General features: G+C 71.1%; 16 protein-coding genes. 7 read left to right on the plus strand and 9 right to left on the minus strand.

Translation table 11 applies throughout. The features are described from left to right. The first annotated feature begins 23 nt into the window (after positions 1-23). The 4 genes from NP777_RS20770 (at position 24) to NP777_RS20785 (ending at position 6,212) form a co-directional block, all read left to right on the plus strand. Positions 24-1,322 (plus strand): bifunctional glycosyltransferase family 2/GtrA family protein, encoded by a 1,299-nt coding sequence (locus tag NP777_RS20770; RefSeq protein ID WP_256651661.1) that lies wholly within the window; start codon positions 24-26, stop codon positions 1,320-1,322. Further along, entirely contained in the window at positions 1,319-3,628 is a 2,310-nt protein-coding gene (locus NP777_RS20775) for an ArnT family glycosyltransferase (protein WP_256651662.1), read from the plus strand. Before NP777_RS20770 ends, NP777_RS20775 begins: the two co-directional genes overlap by 4 nt. Positions 3,629-3,824: 196 nt before the next feature. Continuing rightward, a complete protein-coding gene (locus NP777_RS20780; RefSeq protein WP_256651663.1) occupies positions 3,825-5,348 on the plus strand; it encodes an MFS transporter in 1,524 nt (507 codons plus the stop codon). Between the two features lie 81 nt (positions 5,349-5,429). Next, a complete protein-coding gene (locus NP777_RS20785; protein WP_256651664.1) occupies positions 5,430-6,212 on the plus strand; it encodes a TetR/AcrR family transcriptional regulator in 783 nt (260 codons plus the stop codon). Positions 6,213-6,264: 52 nt separating this feature from the next. On the opposite strand, the gene NP777_RS20790 is transcribed toward NP777_RS20785, so the two are convergent. The 4 genes from NP777_RS20790 to NP777_RS20805 form a co-directional block, all read right to left on the minus strand. After that, on the minus strand, positions 6,265-7,116 hold the full coding sequence (locus NP777_RS20790; protein ID WP_256651665.1) for a YceI family protein: 852 nt from the start codon (positions 7,114-7,116) through the stop codon (positions 6,265-6,267). Next, positions 7,113-7,307: a hypothetical protein gene (locus tag NP777_RS20795; RefSeq protein ID WP_256651666.1), complete on the minus strand. Its 195-nt coding sequence runs from the start codon at positions 7,305-7,307 to the stop codon at positions 7,113-7,115. The genes NP777_RS20790 and NP777_RS20795 overlap by 4 nt, the downstream gene beginning before the upstream one ends. 146 nt (positions 7,308-7,453) lie before the next feature. Next, positions 7,454-10,093 carry an MFS transporter gene (locus NP777_RS20800; protein ID WP_256651667.1) on the minus strand — a complete coding sequence of 880 codons (2,640 nt, stop codon included), beginning with the start codon at positions 10,091-10,093 and terminating at the stop codon, positions 7,454-7,456. Between the two features lie 8 nt (positions 10,094-10,101). Then, complete coding sequence (locus NP777_RS20805; protein WP_256651668.1) at positions 10,102-10,590, minus strand: MarR family winged helix-turn-helix transcriptional regulator; 489 nt, start codon at positions 10,588-10,590, stop codon at positions 10,102-10,104. 212 nt (positions 10,591-10,802) lie between these two features. Between NP777_RS20805 and NP777_RS20810 the strand changes: the two genes are divergently transcribed. Then, positions 10,803-11,003 (plus strand): hypothetical protein, encoded by a 201-nt coding sequence (locus tag NP777_RS20810; protein WP_256651669.1) that lies wholly within the window; start codon positions 10,803-10,805, stop codon positions 11,001-11,003. A gap of 125 nt (positions 11,004-11,128) precedes the next feature. On the opposite strand, the gene NP777_RS20815 is transcribed toward NP777_RS20810, so the two are convergent. From NP777_RS20815 to NP777_RS20830, 4 genes are all read right to left on the minus strand, one after another. Further along, the gene (locus NP777_RS20815; RefSeq protein WP_256651670.1) at positions 11,129-11,968 is read right to left on the minus strand and encodes a hypothetical protein; all 840 of its coding nucleotides are present in this window, start codon (positions 11,966-11,968) and stop codon (positions 11,129-11,131) included. Positions 11,969-12,035: 67 nt separating this feature from the next. After that, positions 12,036-12,866: an RNA polymerase sigma factor SigF gene (locus tag NP777_RS20820; RefSeq protein WP_256651671.1), complete on the minus strand. Its 831-nt coding sequence runs from the start codon at positions 12,864-12,866 to the stop codon at positions 12,036-12,038. Between the two features lie 187 nt (positions 12,867-13,053). After that, on the minus strand, positions 13,054-13,887 hold the full coding sequence (locus NP777_RS20825; RefSeq protein WP_256651672.1) for an RNA polymerase sigma factor SigF: 834 nt from the start codon (positions 13,885-13,887) through the stop codon (positions 13,054-13,056). A 160-nt stretch (positions 13,888-14,047) separates the two neighbouring features. Beyond that, positions 14,048-14,212 (minus strand): hypothetical protein, encoded by a 165-nt coding sequence (locus NP777_RS20830; protein ID WP_165556256.1) that lies wholly within the window; start codon positions 14,210-14,212, stop codon positions 14,048-14,050. Between the two features lie 231 nt (positions 14,213-14,443). On the opposite strand from NP777_RS20830, the gene NP777_RS20835 reads away from it, so the two are divergent. Further along, the gene (locus NP777_RS20835; RefSeq protein WP_256651673.1) at positions 14,444-15,469 is read left to right on the plus strand and encodes a 6-phosphofructokinase; all 1,026 of its coding nucleotides are present in this window, start codon (positions 14,444-14,446) and stop codon (positions 15,467-15,469) included. 113 nt (positions 15,470-15,582) lie between these two features. On the opposite strand, the gene NP777_RS20840 is transcribed toward NP777_RS20835, so the two are convergent. Next, entirely contained in the window at positions 15,583-16,467 is an 885-nt protein-coding gene (locus tag NP777_RS20840) for a universal stress protein (RefSeq protein WP_256651674.1), read from the minus strand. A 370-nt stretch (positions 16,468-16,837) separates the two neighbouring features. Here NP777_RS20840 and NP777_RS20845 point away from each other — a divergent pair. Next, the coding region (locus NP777_RS20845; protein WP_256651675.1) for a DUF6777 domain-containing protein at positions 16,838-17,938 on the plus strand (1,101 nt) is incomplete at its 3' end.

A 17,938-nucleotide genomic window follows, 5' to 3' on the forward strand; every position in this document is an offset into this window, starting at 1 on the left:
CGCGGCTCGCGACTGTCGACCTCATGCGAACCGACACCCCTCTCGGGGCTCCGCCCGAGACACCCCTGCAGACCTTGCCCGTACGCGGGCCGGTGACGGTCGTGCGCGGCCGTCCGGTGCTGGACGTCGTCATCCCCGTCTACAACGAGGAAGCGGACCTCGAGCGGTGCGTACGGCGGCTGCACGACCATCTGGCCCGCACCTTCCCGTACGGCTTCCGGATCACCATCGCCGACAACGCCAGTACGGACCGCACGCCCGACCTCGCGGCCCACCTGGACGAGAGCATCGAGGAGGTGACGGCGGTCCGGCTGGAGCAGAAGGGGCGCGGGCGGGCGCTGCGCACCGTGTGGTCGCTGTCCGAGGCGCCGGTGCTCGCCTATATGGACGTCGATCTGTCCACGGACCTCAAGGCGCTGCTGCCGCTGGTGGCCCCGCTGATCTCCGGCCACTCCGACCTGGCGATCGGATCGCGGCTGTCCCGCAGCTCACGGGTGGTGCGCGGGCCCAAGCGGGAGTTCATCTCGCGGGCGTACAACCTGATCCTGCGCGGCAGTCTGGCCGCCCGCTTCTCCGACGCCCAGTGCGGATTCAAAGCGATCCGTAAGGACGTCGCGGAGCGGCTGCTGCCGCTGGTCGAGGACACCGGGTGGTTCTTCGACACCGAGATGCTGGTGCTGGCCGAGCGGGCCGGGCTGCGCATCCACGAGGTGCCGGTGGACTGGGTGGACGACCCCAACAGCACGGTCCACATCGTGCGGACGGCCACGGAGGACCTCAAGGGCGTGTGGCGGGTGGGGCGTGCGCTGGCCACCGGTGCGCTGCCGCTGGACCGGGTGCGCCGTCCGTTCGGCGACGATCCGCGCGACCGGGAGCTGAGCGGGGTGCCGAGGGGCCTGGCCCGCCAGCTGGTCGGGTTCTGCGTGGTCGGCGCGCTGAGCACGCTGGTCTATCTGCTGCTGTACTCCCTCTTCCGGATGGGCACCGGCCCCCAGGTGGCCAACGCCCTGGCGCTGCTGCTGTCGGCGCTCGGCAACACCGCGGCCAACCGGAGGCTCACCTTCGGCGTACGCGGCCGGGACCGCGCGATGCGCCACCAGGCCCAGGGGCTGGTCGTCTTCGGCATCGGCCTCGTGCTGACCAGCGGCTCCCTCGCCGCCCTGGACGCCGTCCCCGGCACCGCCTCGCACGGCACCGAACTTGCCGTGCTGATCGCGGCGAACCTCGCCGCGACCGTACTGCGCTTCCTGCTCTTCCGGGCCTGGGTCTTCCCGTCGGACAGCGGGGCCATGACCGACCACGACCCGAGGACCGATCGATGACCACCTACGACTACGGCACCCGCGAGGCCGGGCCGCCGCCGACCCCCGCCGCCGCTCCCCGGCCGGGGCCGCGGGCGCCCGGCGGCTCGCGCCTGGCGCGGGCCTGGAGAGGCCGGCCGGAGGACCCGCGCTGGGCGCGGCCCGCCCTGTGGGCCCTGCTGGCCGTCACCACCGTGCTCTATCTGTGGAGCCTGGGCGCGTCCGGCTACGCCAACCAGTTCTACTCGGCCGCCGTGCAGGCGGGCGGTGAGAGCTGGAAGGCGTTCTTCTTCGGCTCCTCCGACGCCGCGAACTCCATCACCGTCGACAAGCCTCCGGCCGCGCTGTGGCCGATGGCCCTGTCGGTGCGGCTCTTCGGCCTCTCCTCCTGGGCGGTGCTCGTCCCCGAGGCGCTGATGGGCGTCGCGACGGTCGGGGTGCTGTACGCGGCCGTACGGCGCAGGTTCGGCGCGGCCGCCGGGCTTATCGCGGGCGCGGCGCTCGCGGTGACCCCGGTCGCGGCGCTGATGTTCCGCTTCAACAACCCCGACGCGCTGCTGTGCCTGCTGATGGTCTCGGCCGTCTACTGCGTGCTGCGCGCCCTGGAGGACGCGCGCACCAAGTGGCTGGTGCTGGCCGGGGTCTGCTTCGGCCTCGGCTTCCTCACCAAGACGCTTCAGGCGTGGCTGATCCTGCCGCCGCTCGCGGTGGTGTACGCGGTGTGCGCCCCGGCGAAGTTCGGCCGGCGGATCGGGCAGCTGCTGCTCGCGGGGCTCGCGATGGTGGTCTCCGGCGGCTGGTGGGTGGCGGTCGTCGAGCTGTGGCCGGCGTCCTCGCGCCCGTACATCGGCGGTTCGCAGCACAACAGCTTCCTGGAGCTGACCTTCGGCTACAACGGTCTGGGCCGGATCAACGGCGATGAGACCGGCAGCGTCGGCGGGGGCGGTCCTGGCGGCGGCGGGGGCGGCGGCCGGTGGGGCGAGACCGGGATCGACCGGCTCTTCGGCTCCGACATGGGCGGTCAGATCGCCTGGCTGCTGCCCGCGGCGTTCATCCTGCTGGCGGCGGGGATCTGGCTGACCTGGCGGGCGAAGCGCACCGACACCCGGCGCGCGGCCTTCCTGGTGTGGGGCGGGTCGCTGCTGATGACGTTCGCCACCTTCAGCTTCATGTCCGGGATCTTCCACCAGTACTACAACATCGCTCTGGCGCCCTATATCGCGGCGCTCGTGGGCATGGGCGCGGCCCTGCTGTGGGAGCGGCGGAGCGAGGGCGGCCGGGCGGGGGCGGCGGCCTCGGCGGTGCTGGCCGTCACGGTCGCCGTCACCGCGTACCTGTCGTACGTCCTGCTGGGGCGGTCGCCGGACTGGCACCCCTGGCTGCGCTGGGCGGTGCTGACCTGCGGGCTCGCGGCGGCGGCCGGGCTGCTGCTGACGGCGCGCCTGGGACGGAGGGCGGCGCTGGCCGCGGCGGGCCTCGGCCTCGCGGCGGGGCTGGCCGGGCCGGTCGCGTACACCCTCAACACGGTGGACACCCCGAAGCACGGCTCCATCGTGACGGCCGGTCCGTCGGTGGCGGGCGGTATGGGCGGTCCCGGTGGCCGCTTCCCGGGCGGTGGCCGGGGCGGTCCGCCGGGGATGCAGAACGGCCGCCAGGGCGCGGGCCAGCAGGGGCAGGGTCAGGGTCCGGGGAATCAGCAAGGCGGCCAGGGTCAGCAGGGACAGGGCGGTACGCAGGGCATGCCGGGTGGCGGCACCGGTGGCGGTCAGCCGGGTGGTGGCCAGAACGGCTTCCCCGGCGGGGGCTTCCCGGGCGGCGGCCAGTCCCCGCGCAACGGCACGGGCAACGCCCAGGGCGGCCAGGGGCAGAACGGCCGGCCGGGCATGCTGCCCGGCGGCATGGGCGAGGGCGGCCGCCGTGGCGGCGGTATGGGCGGTCTGCTGGACGGTCAGCAGGTCGACGCCGACGTGGAGGCGAAGCTGGAGAAGAACGCCGGCGACTACACCTGGGCTGCCGCGGCGATCGGCTCCCAGAACGCCGCGAGCTACCAACTCGCCACCGAGAAGCCCGTGATGGCCATCGGCGGCTTCAACGGCAGTGACCCGTCCCCGACGCTCGCCCAGTTCAAGGAGTATGTGAAGCAGGGCAGGATCCACTACTTCATCTCCTCGGGCACCGGGATGGGCGGCGGGCCGGGTGGTGGCCAGGGGACCTCGTCCCAGATCACCTCCTGGATCGAGGCCACCTACAAGAAGGTCACCGTGGGCAGCGCCACGCTCTACGACCTGACCCAGAAGGCGGCCAAGTCCTCGAAGTCCTCCGGCTGACGCCGGAGTCTCGTATCCACGGGCCGGTAGTCCCGTATCCAGGGGCCGGTGATCGCGGGTTCAGCCCCGCGGTCACCGGCCCGTACGCGTATGCGACGCGCGCACATAATTCGCTGTACGCCGTAGAGCGGCACTTGTACGGTGTAAGACTCAGCACATCGTCATACACCGTAGAAGTCCCTGCCCTGGAGTCCCCATGACGGTCTCGACCGCCGACGCCGCCTCCGCGCCACCCGAGCAGTCCCCGGGCGGTCATCCCCAGCGCTGGCTGATCCTCGCCGTGATCTGCCTCGCCCAGCTCACCGTGTTGCTGGACAACACGATCCTCAATGTGGCGGTCCCCTCCCTGGCCAGGGAGATGGATGCCCGCACGGCCGACATCCAGTGGATGATCAACGCCTATTCGCTGGTCCAGTCGGGGCTGCTGCTCACCGCGGGCAGCGCCGCCGACCGCTATGGGCGGAAGAAGCTGCTGGTCGCCGGGCTCGCCCTGTTCGGCATCGGCTCGTTCGCCGCGTCGATGGCACAGGACCCCGGCCAGCTGATCGCCGCCCGCGCGGGCATGGGCATCGGCGGGGCGCTGCTGATGACCACGACGCTCGCCGTCGTGGTGCAGGTCTTCGACGCGGGCGAACGGGCCAAGGCCATCGGGCTGTGGGGTGCGGTCAGCTCCCTCGGCTTCGCCGCGGGGCCGCTGATCGGCGGCTCGCTGCTGGAGCACTTCTGGTGGGGCTCGATCTTCCTGATCAATATCCCGGTGGCGCTGCTGGGGCTGGTGGCCGTGGTCTGGATGGTGCCGGAGTCGAAGGTGCCGACCAGCGACCGCCCCGATCTGTTCGGCGCGCTGCTGTCCACGGTCGGCATGACCGGCATCGTCTTCGCGATCATCTCCGGGCCGGAACACGGCTGGACCTCCGGCCGGGTGCTGCTGTCGGCCTTCATCGGCATCACCGTGATGACCGGATTCGCGCTGTGGGAGCGTCATATTCCGTATCCGATGCTGGACATGCACTTCTTCCGCGACCGCCGGTTCGTGGGCGCGGTGGCGGGCGGCATCCTGGTGGCCTTCGGGATGGGCGGTTCGCTCTTCCTGCTCACCCAGCATCTGCAGTTCGTGCTCGGCTATGACGCGCTGGGCGCGGGGCTGCGCACCGCGCCGCTCGCGCTGGTGATCGTCGCGCTCAATCTCACCGGTGTCGGGGCGCGGCTGCTGCCGAAGCTCGGGACCCCGGTGACGATCGTCGGCGGGATGGCGCTGCTCGCGGCCGGTCTCGCCGCCATCGCGACGCTCGGCGCGCATGGCTATGGCGGGATGCTCTTCGGGCTGGTGGTGATGGGGGCCGGTATCGCGCTGGCGATGCCCGCGATGGCGAACGCCATCATGTCGGCCATCCCGCCGGAGAAGGCGGGGGTGGGCGCGGGGGTCAACGGCACGCTCACCGAATGCGGCAACGGGCTCGGCGTCGCCGTCCTGGGCGCCGTGCTCAACTCCCGTTTCGGCTCGCTGCTGCCCGCGGTCGCCACCGGAGCGGGCTCGCTCCCGGCCGCCCTCGCCGCGGCCCGTACCCCCGAGGACCGCGAGGCCGTCACGGACGCCTTCGCCTCGGGTGTGGAGACCAGCCAGCTGGTCGGCGCGGCGGCCGTGCTGGCGGGTGGAGTGCTGGCCGCGCTGCTGCTCAGCAGGGCCGAACGATCTTCACAGGAGGCGCAGGCGGCATAGCATCTTCAGGTAGTGAGGTGCCGCGTGCCCGCTCCCGGGACATATGTGGCGCCAGCGCATCGGAGAAAGAGAGGCGCCGCCATGGCAACCGGCAGCCGCACCGCCCGCCCGCGGTCCAGCATCTGGCTCTCCGAGCGCAAGACCACCAAGCGCAAGGGCGATCAGCAGCCCGTCGGGCTCGACCATCTGAAGATCGTCGCGGCGACGATGCGGCTGCTGGACGCCGAGGGGCTTGCGGGTTTCTCGATGCGACGGCTCGCGGCGGAGCTCGGGGTGACCGCCATGTCGGTCTACTGGTACGTGGAGACCAAGGACCATCTGCTCGAACTCGCCCTCGACGCGGCCATGGGCGAGATAGCGCTGCCCATCGAGGCCGTCGGCCCCGTCGAGGGCCTCGAGCACACCCCGGCCGAGCCGCGGGACTGGCGTGAGCAGCTGCGCCAGGTCGCCTCCGAGTACCGGGGGGCGCTGGTCCGCCACCCCTGGCTGTCCGCGCTGCTGGGGGAGTACCTCAACATCGGGCCCAACGCGGTGGTCTTCAACCACGCCTCGCTGGCCGTGATGCGCAACAGCGGACTGCCGGACGACAGGATCACCAGCGCGCTGGCCCTCGTCTACCAGTTCGTCTACGGCTTCGGCACGATCGAGGGCCGCTTCGCCGCCCGCAGCCGGGCGGCGGGAGTCACCCAGGACGAGCTGTTCCACGAGATGATGGGCACGGTCGAGGACCGTATGGAGTTCGACGAGGCGCGGAAGATCATGGAGGCTCGCGGCGGCGGCACGGTCCAGGAGATGCAGGACCGTGACTTCACCTTCGCCCTGGACCTCGCGATCGCCGGTATCGAAGCCCTGAGAGAGCGATAGCGCGCGGCGCCCGGCAGGTCGGGGCCGGCGGTCGGGGCCGGCAGGCCAGGCGTCAGGCCGTGGGGAGCTCCTCGCCCTGCACCGCCTGTATGTCCAGCTCCACCCGCAGGGTCGTGCCGATCGCCGCGATGCCCGCCGCGACCACCTGGTTGTAGTTCATCGCGAAGTCCTCGCGACGCAGCTCGGCGACGGCCCGGAAGGCCGCCCGCACCCCGCCCCAGGGGTCGGGGCCCGTGCCCAGGTACGTCAGGTCCAGATCCACGTCCCGGACCACGCCGTGCATCGACAGCTCGCCATGGACCGTCCAGCGGTCGGCCCCGGCCGTGCTCAGATGCGTGCTGCGGTACGTCAGCTCCGGGAACTCCTCCACATTGAGGAAGTCGGGCGACTTCAGATGGCCGTCCCGCATGGCGTTTCCGGTGTCGATGCTGGCTGCCCGCATGACGGCCTCGACGCGCGACTTCTCGATGTCCTCGGCGACCTCGATCCGCCCGCTGAACTCCGTGAACCGGCCGTGCACGCTGGAGATCCCCAGATGCTGGGCGACCGCGGCCACCGTCGAATGCGCCGGGTCGATCGTCCACGCCCCGGGCGGCGGAAGCTCCACCCCGCCCTGGCGCGCCAGCACCACCGTGCCGACGTCGGCCCGCCCGGAGGCCGTGACGATCGCCGTGGACGCGACCGGGGCGTAGCCGACCGCGGTGGCGATGATCGTGTACGCCCCCGGTGGCAGCGGCTCGTCGGTCCGTACGGCGCCGTCCGTGTCGGCCTGCGCACGCAGCACCTGGGCGCCCGTCATATCGGTGACGGTCAGCACCGCGTGCTGGACCGCCCAGCCGTCACGGGTGTGGATCCGGGCCCGCAGTCCCGCTCCCCCGCCTGCTCCTGCTCCTGTGGTCGTCATGCCGCGTTTCGCTCCCGCTCGGGTGTCGCCGTGTTGCTCGTCTTGCTCGGCGTGTCGCTCGTGCCGCTCATGTCGCCCGGCGCGCTGGTCGTGCGCGCCGTGCTGTCGTGCTGGTGGTACTCGCCGTGCTGGTCGTTCTCGTCGTGCTGGTGGTACTTGTCGTGCTGGTGGTACTCGTCGGGTCTGTGCACCGGATCCGGGCGGCGGCGTCAGGCCGTCCCCTGCCTTCACTACACCGCCGCCGGGATCCGGGTTCCGGGTCCGGCCGAGAAATCCGCCGCCCGGGCCGGGCCCGGGGCGCGTCTCCGCTCTTGCGCGCCCCGGGCCCGGGGTTCCGTCACTCGCCCGGGTGGGCGAGCTCCACGTCGTGGCCGTCGACGCCGGGCCCGGAGACCGTCAGCGCCCCCGCGACCGGCGGGTAGCCGCTCGCGATGACCGTGTAGTCGCCCGCGTCCAGGTCGGTGAAGGCGTACGCGCCGTCCTCACCGGTGGTGGAGGTGGCGACCACGTTCCCGGCCGCGTCCACGAGGGTGACCCGCGCGTCGGGCAGCGGCCGCCGGTCGGCACCGGCCCGGACTATGCCCTGCACCCGGGCACCGGCCTGCAGTGCTATCTCCACCCGGGTCAGCCCCTGGGCCCCCACCTCGACGGGCAGGGCCGCGGGCCGGTAGCCCGGCGCGTTCACCGCGACCGTGAAGGTCCCGGAGACCAGCTCCTCGAAGCCGAAGTCGCCCTGCTCACCGGTCTTCCCGGTGGCCAGCACCTCACCGCGGACATCGGTGACCACGACCATCGCCGCGTCCACCGGCCGGCCGTCGGCGGCACCGCGCACGGTGCCCACCAGACCGCTGGTGGCCGCCAGGACGATGTCGAAGCCGAGCGGCTCGTCCCCGACCACGACCGTGGACGCCTGCGGCTGGTGGCCGTCGGCCGCCGCGATCAGGACGTACGAGCCGGAGCCCGGCGCGTCCAGGGCGTACGAGCCGTCGGGGTGCGCCACCGAACGGCCCAGCTGCCGCCCGGCGAGCGAGATCAGCGTCACCGCGGCGCGGGCGACGGGGCCGCCCTCCGCGTTCCGCACGAAGCCGTGCACACCCTGCCGGGGCTGACGGTCCGCACCGTCGCCCCCGGCGGAGGCGAAGGCCGTGAGGCGCTGCGGAGCGGCGACCGTCTGCGGGGCGGTGGCCGCGAGGGCACCGTCGGCGTCCGGCTCGTGCACCTCGGTGGCCGGGGCGCCCACGAGCGCGGGCTCGAGGTCGGCGATCTGCCCGGTGGCGGCCGTGGTCGCCATCGCGTCGGCCGGGACCGCGTCGGTGGTGGGGGCATCCGAGCCGGCCGCGGCGGCCTGCTGGGAGCCGGAGTTGGTCTTCAGAGCGACCTCCTTGATGAACAGGGTCAGCAGGAAGGCGAGGAACGCGGCCGGGGCGGCGAAGAGGAAGACGTCCGCGACACCATGCCCGTAGGCGCTCTCCATGATCGTGCGCAGCGGATCGGGCAGCGCACGCACGTTGGGGATGCCACCGCCGCCGGTGCCGCCGTGGCCCAGCGCGGCGCCCTTGGGGCCGAGTTCGGCCAGGCCGTCCTTGACGTAGTGGGTGACCCGGTTGGCGAGCACCGCGCCGAGCGCCGAGACGCCGACCGCACCGCCCAGGGAGCGGAAGAAGGTGACGACGGAACTGGCCGCGCCGAGGTCCTGCGGGGCCACCTGGTTCTGGGTGGCCAGCACCAGGTTCTGCATCATCATGCCGATGCCGAGGCCCATGAGCGCCATGTAGATCGCCATGTGCCAGTACGGGGTGTCGTACCGGATGGTGCCCAGCAGACCGAGGCCCGCCGTCACCAGCACACCGCCGCTGACCAGCCATGCCTTCCAACGACCGGTCTTGGTGATGATCTGACCGGAGATGGTCGACGAGATAAACAGGCCGCCGATCATCGGGATGGTCATGACGCCGGACATGGTGGGCGACTTACCGCGCGCCAGCTGGAAGTACTGGCTGAAGAAGACGGTTCCGGCGAACATCGCGATACCGACGAAGAGCGACGCCAGCGACGCGAGGGTGATCGTCTTGTTGCGGAACAGCCGCAGCGGGATGATCGGTTCGCTCGCCTTGGACTCGATCAGCAGGAAGAGCAGACCGAGCGCGATCGAACCGCCGACCATCGCGTAGGTCTGCCACGAGATCCAGTCGTACTTGTCGCCCGCGAAGGTCACCCAGATCAGCAGCAGCGAGACCGCGGCGCTGATGAAGAAGGCGCCGCCCCAGTCGACCTTGACGTCCCGCTTCACCACCGGGAGCTTCAGGGTCTTCTGGAGGACGATCAGCGCGACGACGGCGAACGGCACGCCGACGTAGAAGCACCAGCGCCAGCCCAGCCAGGCCGTGTCGGTGATCACGCCGCCCAGCAGCGGACCGCCGACGGTCGCGACGGCGAAGGTCGCGCCGAGGTAGCCGCTGTACCGGCCGCGCTCCCGGGGGGAGATCATCGCGGCCATGACGATCTGAGCGAGGGCGGAGAGACCGCCGACGCCGATGCCCTGCACCACGCGGCAGGCGATCAGCATGCCGGTGCTCTGCGACAGACCGGCCACCACGGAGCCGGCGACGTAGATCACCAGGGCTATCTGGACCAGCAGCTTCTTGCTGAAGAGGTCGGCGAGCTTGCCCCACAGCGGCGTGGTGGCCGTCATGGCCAGCAGGGTGGCGGTGACGACCCAGGTGTAGGAGGACTGGCTGCCGTTGAGGTCGGCGATGATCTTGGGCAGCGCGGCGGAGACGATCGTCGACGACAGGATCGCGACGAACATCCCCAGCAGCAGCCCGGAGAGCGCCTCCATGATCTGCCGGTGGGTCATCGGCGCCGAGGAATCCGCGGTGTGGCCGTGCTGGCCTCTGTGGCCTCCTCCGCCGTGCTTGGCATGGGCGGGGTGCCCCGCGGGTCCCCGCACACCGCCGTCCGGTGTGGTCGTTGCCATGAAGTTCCTTAACGTTGCGAAGGTGTACGGGTGATGCTGGTCTCGGCCTGGTGCGGCAGAGCCCGGGAACGGGTGTCCCCGAAACTCGACCGCAACCGGGCGAGAAGTTCATTGAGGCGGTCGACGTCCTCGTCCGACCAGTCGCTCAGACAACTGGCGAGCGCCTCCGTGTAGCGCTCGGAGACCTGACCGAGCAGCGCTCGACCGCTGGGGTTGATGCTCAGCAGCCGCGACCGCCGGTCGAGCGGGTCGGGCTTGCGGTCCACCCAGCCGCGGTTCGCGACGTGTGCCACATGCCGGCTGGTCACCGACATGTCGATGTCGAGCAGCTCGGCGAGCCTGCTCATGCGCATCTCGCCGTAGCGGTCGAGGAGCATGAGGACGACGGCGGAGCCGGACGGGCAGTCGGTCGGCAGGACGCGCCCGAGCCCGCGCTTGACGGTGCCGATGGCGCTGAGCTGTCGGGCCAGCTCCTCATAGTGGCGCTGCGTGGCCACGGCACCCCCAATGGGATTGATCAAGAATGGTCAGTTGCTTAAGGCAACCATAGAAGAAGTTAGTTGCTACAGGCAAATGAAGGGGTGGTCTGGGCGGTAAATTGCCGTTAAAGACTCGTCCTGTAGTCGGTCAAGCGGGGCGGCTGAGGTGTGCGGGGCTGCTGAGACCCGGGGGTGTCCCGGAATCCGCTCGTTCGCTAGGGTCGGGGCTCATGGCGAACAACCCCCAGAGCCCCAACGGGAACCAGGACCCGGCCGGCTCCACTCAGATGTTCCGCGCCTTCGTCGACGAGGGCACTCGGCAGCCTCAGACGTCCACCGCACCGGGCGGCGGTTCGCGCGTCGGACTGATCGTCGGTGTGGTCGCGGCGGTCGTGATCGTCGCGGCGGTGGCCTGGCTGGCGCTGGGCTGAGCCGCTAAGCCCTGACGCTCACCGCGGGGGTCCGAGCTCCCGCGGTGACGCTGAGCTCCCGCGGGGGTCCTGAGTTCCCGCGGGGGTGCTGAGCTCCCGCGCCCCTTACGGCTGCCGGACCGGCCTTACGGCTTCCAGCTGACCGAGACGTCCTGTGTCTCGATATGCATGCCCAGCGGCACCCGCCAGTCGTCCACGCACACCGTCCAGGTCTTGTCCTTCTTCTGGCCCGCGCCGATCGGCGCGGGCAGCTCTTCCTTGGACTCCAGCGTGGCCCAGTCGATGCCGAGCGCGTCGATCACATGCGTCCCGAAGGTGACGGTGCCCGAGGCGACCGGCGCTCCTCCGGTGTTCCGGAACTCGACCTTCACCTTCTCGCACCAGCGCTCATCGGCCGCCGTGCGCTCCGGCTTGCCGACCTTCAGGGCGGCCGGTCCGGTGGGCGTGGGGGTGCCGGAGGGGTCCGAGGAGCCCGGGTCCGGGCTGGAGGGCGAGGGCTCGCCGGGTCCGTCGCCGCCTTTGGGCCCGTCGCCGCCCTTGGGGTCGTCGTCCGTACGTCCCGGGGCCCCGGAGCCGCTCCTCCCGCCGCCCGGACCGTCCGAGCCGTCCGTGCGGCCGGGGGCCTTCGCGGAGGCCGAGGGTGCCCGCGAGGCCGGTCCGTCCGCTCTGCCGTCCGTGGTGGCGGTGGGTCCGGCCGCGCCCCCATCGCGCTGCCCGTCCGTATCGCCCTTACCGCCGCGATTGTTGTCCGTGCCGTCCTCGTCCAGGGGCACCAGGTCGACGCCGCCCTTGGGCGGCACGGCGTTCGCGGTCCGCCCGCCGTCGGGCCCGGCCGCCCCGGCGGCCACGTAGCCGTCGCCGCCACCGCCGCAGCCGCTGAGGAGTGCCCCCAGGCACAGCGCGGCCGCCGAGGAGGCGATCGCCGTGCCTCGGCGGCCCGTTGTCCGGCTCCATGCGTATCGCATCGAGCCAGTGTGGCTGACGGTCCGTCAGGTGTACAGGGATCCGGCAGGGGGACCCACCGGTGACGGCTCAGTCCGAGATCAGGCCCTCGCGCAGCTGGGCCAGGGTCCGGGTGAGCAGCCGGGAGACATGCATCTGGGAGATCCCGACCTCTTCGCCGATTTGCGACTGCGTCATATTGGCGAAGAAGCGCAGCATGATGATCTGGCGCTCGCGCGGCGGCAGTTTGGCCAGCAGGGGCTTGAGCGACTCGCGGTACTCCACGCCCTCCAGTGCGCTGTCCTCGTACCCCAGCCGGTCGGCGAGCGACCCCTCGCCGCCGTCGTCCTCGGGGGACGGGGAGTCCAGCGAGCTGGCCGTGTAGGCATTGCCCACCGCGAGCCCGTCGACCACGTCCTCCTCGGAGACGCCCAGCGCCGTGGCGAGCTCCGTGACGGTCGGGGAGCGGTCGAGCTTCTGTGACAGCTCGTCGCTGGCCTTGGTGAGCGCCAGGCGCAGCTCCTGCAGTCGCCGCGGGACCCGCACCGACCAGCTGGTGTCGCGGAAGAACCGCTTGATCTCGCCGACCACGGTCGGCATGGCGAACGTCGGGAACTCCACGCCCCGTTCGCAGTCGAAGCGGTCGATCGCCTTGATCAGGCCGATGGTGCCGACCTGGACGATGTCCTCCATCGGCTCGTTACGGCTGCGGAACCGGGCCGCCGCGTAGCGGACGAGCGGGAGGTTCAGCTCGATGAGGGTGTCACGGACGTAGCCGGCTTCCGCACTGTCCTTGTCGAGTGTGGCGAGCCGCAGGAAGAGGGAGCGGGAGAGGGTGCGGGTGTCGATGGCGTCGCAGTCGTCAGGCATGAGCGGTGCGTCGGTGTTGAGCACCTTCGAGCTGCCCAGTTCTACGGACATGCCACCCCCTAGAGGTCGCGGACGGATCCCAGCTGCGCGGTTCGCGTCCGACGCAGCCTCCCCCTGAATACCGGAGGTCGGGCCGCGGCAAACGCGGTTCCTGCAGAATGTCACATGTCGGCAACACGCTGTAGCGCCATGTCGACATTACAGCCTCGAGCTCCCGGGCGGAGGTCCCTCGCAAGGATCAGGACTCGATCCGGTTTGCGGATCTCAGCCGGGCGAAGCTCCGGGACAGCAGCCGGGACACATGCATCTGGGAGACGCCGAGCTCGGCACTGATCTGAGATTGCGTCAAGTTGCTGTAGTAACGGAGCAAAAGGATACGCTGCTCGCGCTCGGGCAGTTGCACGAGGAGGTGGCGCACCAGATCGCGGTGTTCGACTCCGGCGAGTGCGGGATCCTCGTAGCCGAGCCGGTCGACCAGTCCCGGCAGCCCGTCGCCCTCCTGGGCGGCCTCCAGGGAGGTGGCGTGATACGAGCGGCCCGCCTCGATGCAGGCCAGCACCTCCTCCTCGCTGAGCTTGAGCCGTTCGGCGATCTCGGCCGTCGTCGGGGAGCGGCCGTGCAGCACGGTCAGATCCTCGGTCGCGCCGTTGACCTGCACCCATAGCTCGTGCAACCGGCGCGGGACGTGGACGGTGCGGACGTTGTCGCGGAAGTACCGCTTGATCTCGCCGACCACGGTCGGCATGGCGAAGGTCGGGAACTGCACCCCGCGTTCCGGGTCGAACCGGTCGATCGCGTTGATCAGGCCGATGGTGCCGACCTGGATCACGTCCTCCATGGGCTCGTTGCGGCTGCGGAAGCGGGCCGCGGCGTAGCGGACCAGCGGCAGATTGGCCTCGATCAGCGCGGCGCGCACGCGGGCGTGCTCGGGGGTTCCGGCGGTGAGGCCCGAGAGCTCGGCGAAGAGCACCTGGGTGAGCGCTCTGGCGTCAGCCCCGCGGCTTCTGCCGCTTTCGCTGCCGCCATCGCCCTGGGGCGGGGTTCTGGGCGCGGTACGGGCCGACACGGTCACGCCACCCCTTCACGATGTACTCACCCGGCAAAAGCGGTCATAGCATCACAAGACATGTGCACTGTGTGCAAGCACCGCTTTACCACGTGTTGGTGGAGAAATCGCCCTATAAGGGACTGAAGGGGGCGGGGGTTCGGGGGCGGGGACGGGAGGGGTGAGGCTAGTTGGTCAGTTCCGTCATGAACTCGCCGACGCTCTTGGCGGCGTCCGATATGCCCTCGAAACCGACCTGGACGAGGTCGGCTGCCCGGGCCGGCGTCTTGATGATCGTGTACAGCACGAAGACGATCAGCATATAGAGCGCGATTTTCTTCGCCTGGGCCATCTGTGCTGCCTCTCCCCGCCGTGCCCTTGTGCAGTTGCGAGAGTCTATCCACACCTCTGGCGCATCAGTCGTATCAGTCGGATGAACAGATCGATGTTGTGGGGACACCCCTACGCCGCTGTGGGCGCCGCGCTACATATGGGTGGATTCTGGAGAAAGCGGGGGTGGCAAGAGTGGTGCCGGAAGCGGCGGCGACGGCAGCGGCTCGCGCCGTCGGCGGAGGGAGCGGAGATGCGTGTCGGTGTGCTGACCGGCGGTGGTGACTGCCCCGGGCTCAACGCCGCGATCCGCGGCATCGTCCGGAAGGGCGTGGAGGTCCACGGCTTCGAGTTCGTCGGGGTGCGGGACGGCTGGCGCGGCGCGCTCGAAGGAGCCATCGTGCCGCTGGACGTCCCGGCCGTGCGCGGCATCCTGCCACGCGGCGGCACCATCCTCGGCTCCTCCCGGACCAACCCCCTGGCCAGTGAGGACGGAGTCGACCGGGTGCGGGAGACGCTCGCCGAGTACGAGGTGGACGCGCTCATCGCGATCGGCGGCGAGGACACGCTCGGGGTCGCCGCGGAGCTGGGGGGCGAGGGCATCCAGGTGGTCGGGGTGCCCAAGACGATCGACAACGATGTGGCGGGCACCGACTACACCTTCGGCTTCGACACCGCGGTCAATATCGCCACCGAGGCGATCGACCGGCTGCACACCACCGCCGAATCCCACACCCGCACCCTGGTGGTCGAGGTCATGGGGCGGCACGCCGGCTGGATCGCCCTGCACTCGGGCATCGCGGGCGGTGCCAACGTCATCCTGATCCCCGAGCAGCCCTTCGACATCGGCCAGGTCTGCGCCTGGGTGGAGAACCGCTTCACGATCAGATACGCGCCGATCGTGGTGGTGGCGGAGGGGGCCGTGCCGAAGGCGGGCCAGATGGTGGTCAAGGACTCCAGCCTGGACGAGTTCGGCCATGTCCGGCTGTCCGGCATCGGCGAGTGGCTGTCCCACGAGATCGCCGATCACACCGGTAAGGAGGCCCGCACCACGGTCCTGGGCCATATCCAGCGCGGTGGGACGCCCAGCGCCTTCGACCGCTGGCTGGCCACCCGCTTCGGGCTGCGCGCGATCGACACGGTCAAGGACCGGGACTTCGGCACGATGGTGGCGCTGCGCGGCACGGACATCGTGCGGATACCGCTCGCGGAGGCCACGGCGGGCACCAAGGGCGTCGATCCGGCGCTGTACTCGGAATTCGGGGTGTTCTTCGGCTGAGCGCGTGCGGGACGCGGGTTCGGGATGTTCGGGACGCTCGGGGCGCCCAGGGCGTGGAAGGCGGGCTCAGGGCCTATGAGGCCGTGGGAGGGGGCTCAGGCGCGGGAGGTGGCTCAGGATCCGGGGTGCGGGACGACCGTCACCGGGCAGTGGGCGTGGTGCAGCACCGCATGGGCCACCGGTCCCAGCCGCAGCTGGGTGGGCCGGGTGGCCGTACGGCGCCCGATCACCAGCAGACCGGCCCGCTCCGAGGCCCTGACCAGCGCCTCCGCCGGATTGAGCAGCACGACATCCGGCACCACGGCCACCTCGGGGCAGCCCTCCCGCCACGGCCGCAGGGCGTCCGCGACCACCTGGCTCTCCTGGTCTTCCCACATCGCCCGGTCCTCCTCCAGCACCGTGAGCATCCAGGCCGACGGGGAGGCCGGAGGCAGCGCCCACGCGTGCACCACCCGCAGCGGGACGCCCCGCTCCTGGGCGGCGCGGAAGGCGAAGGCGGCCGGCGCCTCCGCCGGGGCGTGGGCGTCGAAGCCGAGCTGCACCTCGTCCGCCTCCGTACCGTCCCACCCGGCGCCCGCATGGCGCTCCTCCGGCACCGTGACGACGGGGCAGTCCGCCATCGCCGCCACCCGCAGCGCCACGGAGCCCACCGCCAGCCCCTCGAAGCCGCCCCAGCCCCGGGCCCCGACCACCAGCAGCCCGGCGCTCGCGGCGGCCGTGAGCAGGGCCTCGGCCGGTTCGGCGGCGGTGTGCTCCCCGTCGATCCCGAGCTCCGGGAGGCGCGCCCGGAAGTCGGCCACCGTCTGCCCGAGCATCTGCTCGCCCACGTTCTGCCAGGCGTCCACTCCGGGCACCGGCGAGACCCTGCGCGGCAGCGGTGGACAGGCGTGCACCAGGCGCAGCGCGACCCCGCGCCGCGCCGCCTCCCGCGCGGCCCACTCGGCCGCCGTAAGGCTGCGCCGGGAGCCGTCGACCCCCGCCACGACAGGGCCGCTCATCCGGTCCTCCTCGGCTGCCGTCCGTCACTCCGGTCCGCGGCTCCGGTCCGTCACCCCGGTCCGGAAACCCCGGTCCGGAAACCCCGGGCCGTATCTCCTGTCCGTTCCGCTGCCAACTGGGGCACGTCCGTTTAGTCTAGATACGCGACGAAGATCCGACATGCTCGGAGGGATCGCCGCGTACAGACCGCGAGGGGTAGTGACCGCCCCCGGTCCGGGTGTGCCCCGGATCGGGGGCGGCTCTGCGAGCGAGGACGGGCAAACGCGGCCCAAGTCCCCCAAAGGTGGGGTGAGATGTCAAGGTTTCGGGGGAAGCGGGGGTGTGCGGAGCGAGCGCAGGATGGGGGCGAGGTAAGGGAAGGAGAGGGAAATGCGCTCGATCTCATGGCACCTCACCTCGCGTCGTTCAGCATTCGTCGTCGGTTTCGTCGTCGTGGTCGCCGTCGTGGTGGTCCTTGGGATGGTCTCCTCCTCCGAAAAGGCATCCGGGGAAGCCTCCAAAGAGGCGCCCGGGGAAGCCCCCGGATACGCCTCGACGATCGAATACCGGCGGGAACCCGTCGGAAAGACATCGGTCCCCGCGTTCACCTCCTCCATGGGCCGGGACCGCAAACACGTGGTCTCGCCGTCCAACGGAGGCCGTGCCTTCCGCGGCAACACCCCGGGTCTCTACGCCGGCGTCCGGAACCGGCAGCCCTGCGAACGGCAGGGACTGCTCCACGACCTCGACGCCGACAAGAAGAAGGGCGCCGCCTGGAGCAAGGTCCAGCACATCTCGCCCGACGGCATCCCCGATTTCGTCAACCGGCTCACGAGCGTCACCCTGCGCTCCGACACCTACGCGAAGACCTACGGCTACCGCGGCGGGGTGAAACCGGTGTCCGCCGTTCTCCAGGCGGGAACGGCGGTTTTCGTCGATGGACGCGGTCTGCCCGTCGTGAAGTGCGACTCCGGCAATCCCGTAAGGGTCTCGGCCCCGCCGCGCCACGCCAAACCGACCTTCACCGGGCCCGAGTGGAACGGTTTCTCCCGGAGCACGGTGACCGTCATCCACCCGGCCACGAAGAGCGCCAAGCATCTCGTCCTGGTGGGGATCGGCAAGGCCGAGCTGCTGAAGCGCCCGTTCGGTGACGGCGACGGCAGCGGCGACCCGCGGGACACGGTGCTGGCCCGCGCCGACTACCCCAAGTTCCTGGCGATGCCGGGCGAGCAGCACGCCCCGCGGCTGCGAGAGGCGCCGAAGGTCACCACGGAGCCGTCCGACCGGTTCACCCCGCTGGAGACCGAGCGGCCGTCCGGGACCCCCTCGCAGCAGTCGCAGCCCTCCGACGAGTCGACGGACCCGAATCAGCAGCAGCCGCAGGATCAGCCCTCGGACCCCGGTCAGCAGCAGCCGCAGGATCAGCCCTCGGACCCGGGTCAGCAGCAGCCGCAGGACCAGCCGTCGGACCCGGGTCAGCAGCAGCCGCAG

Source organism: Streptomyces rugosispiralis (assembly GCF_024505145.1).
GTDB lineage: Bacteria > Actinomycetota > Actinomycetes > Streptomycetales > Streptomycetaceae > Streptomyces > Streptomyces rugosispiralis.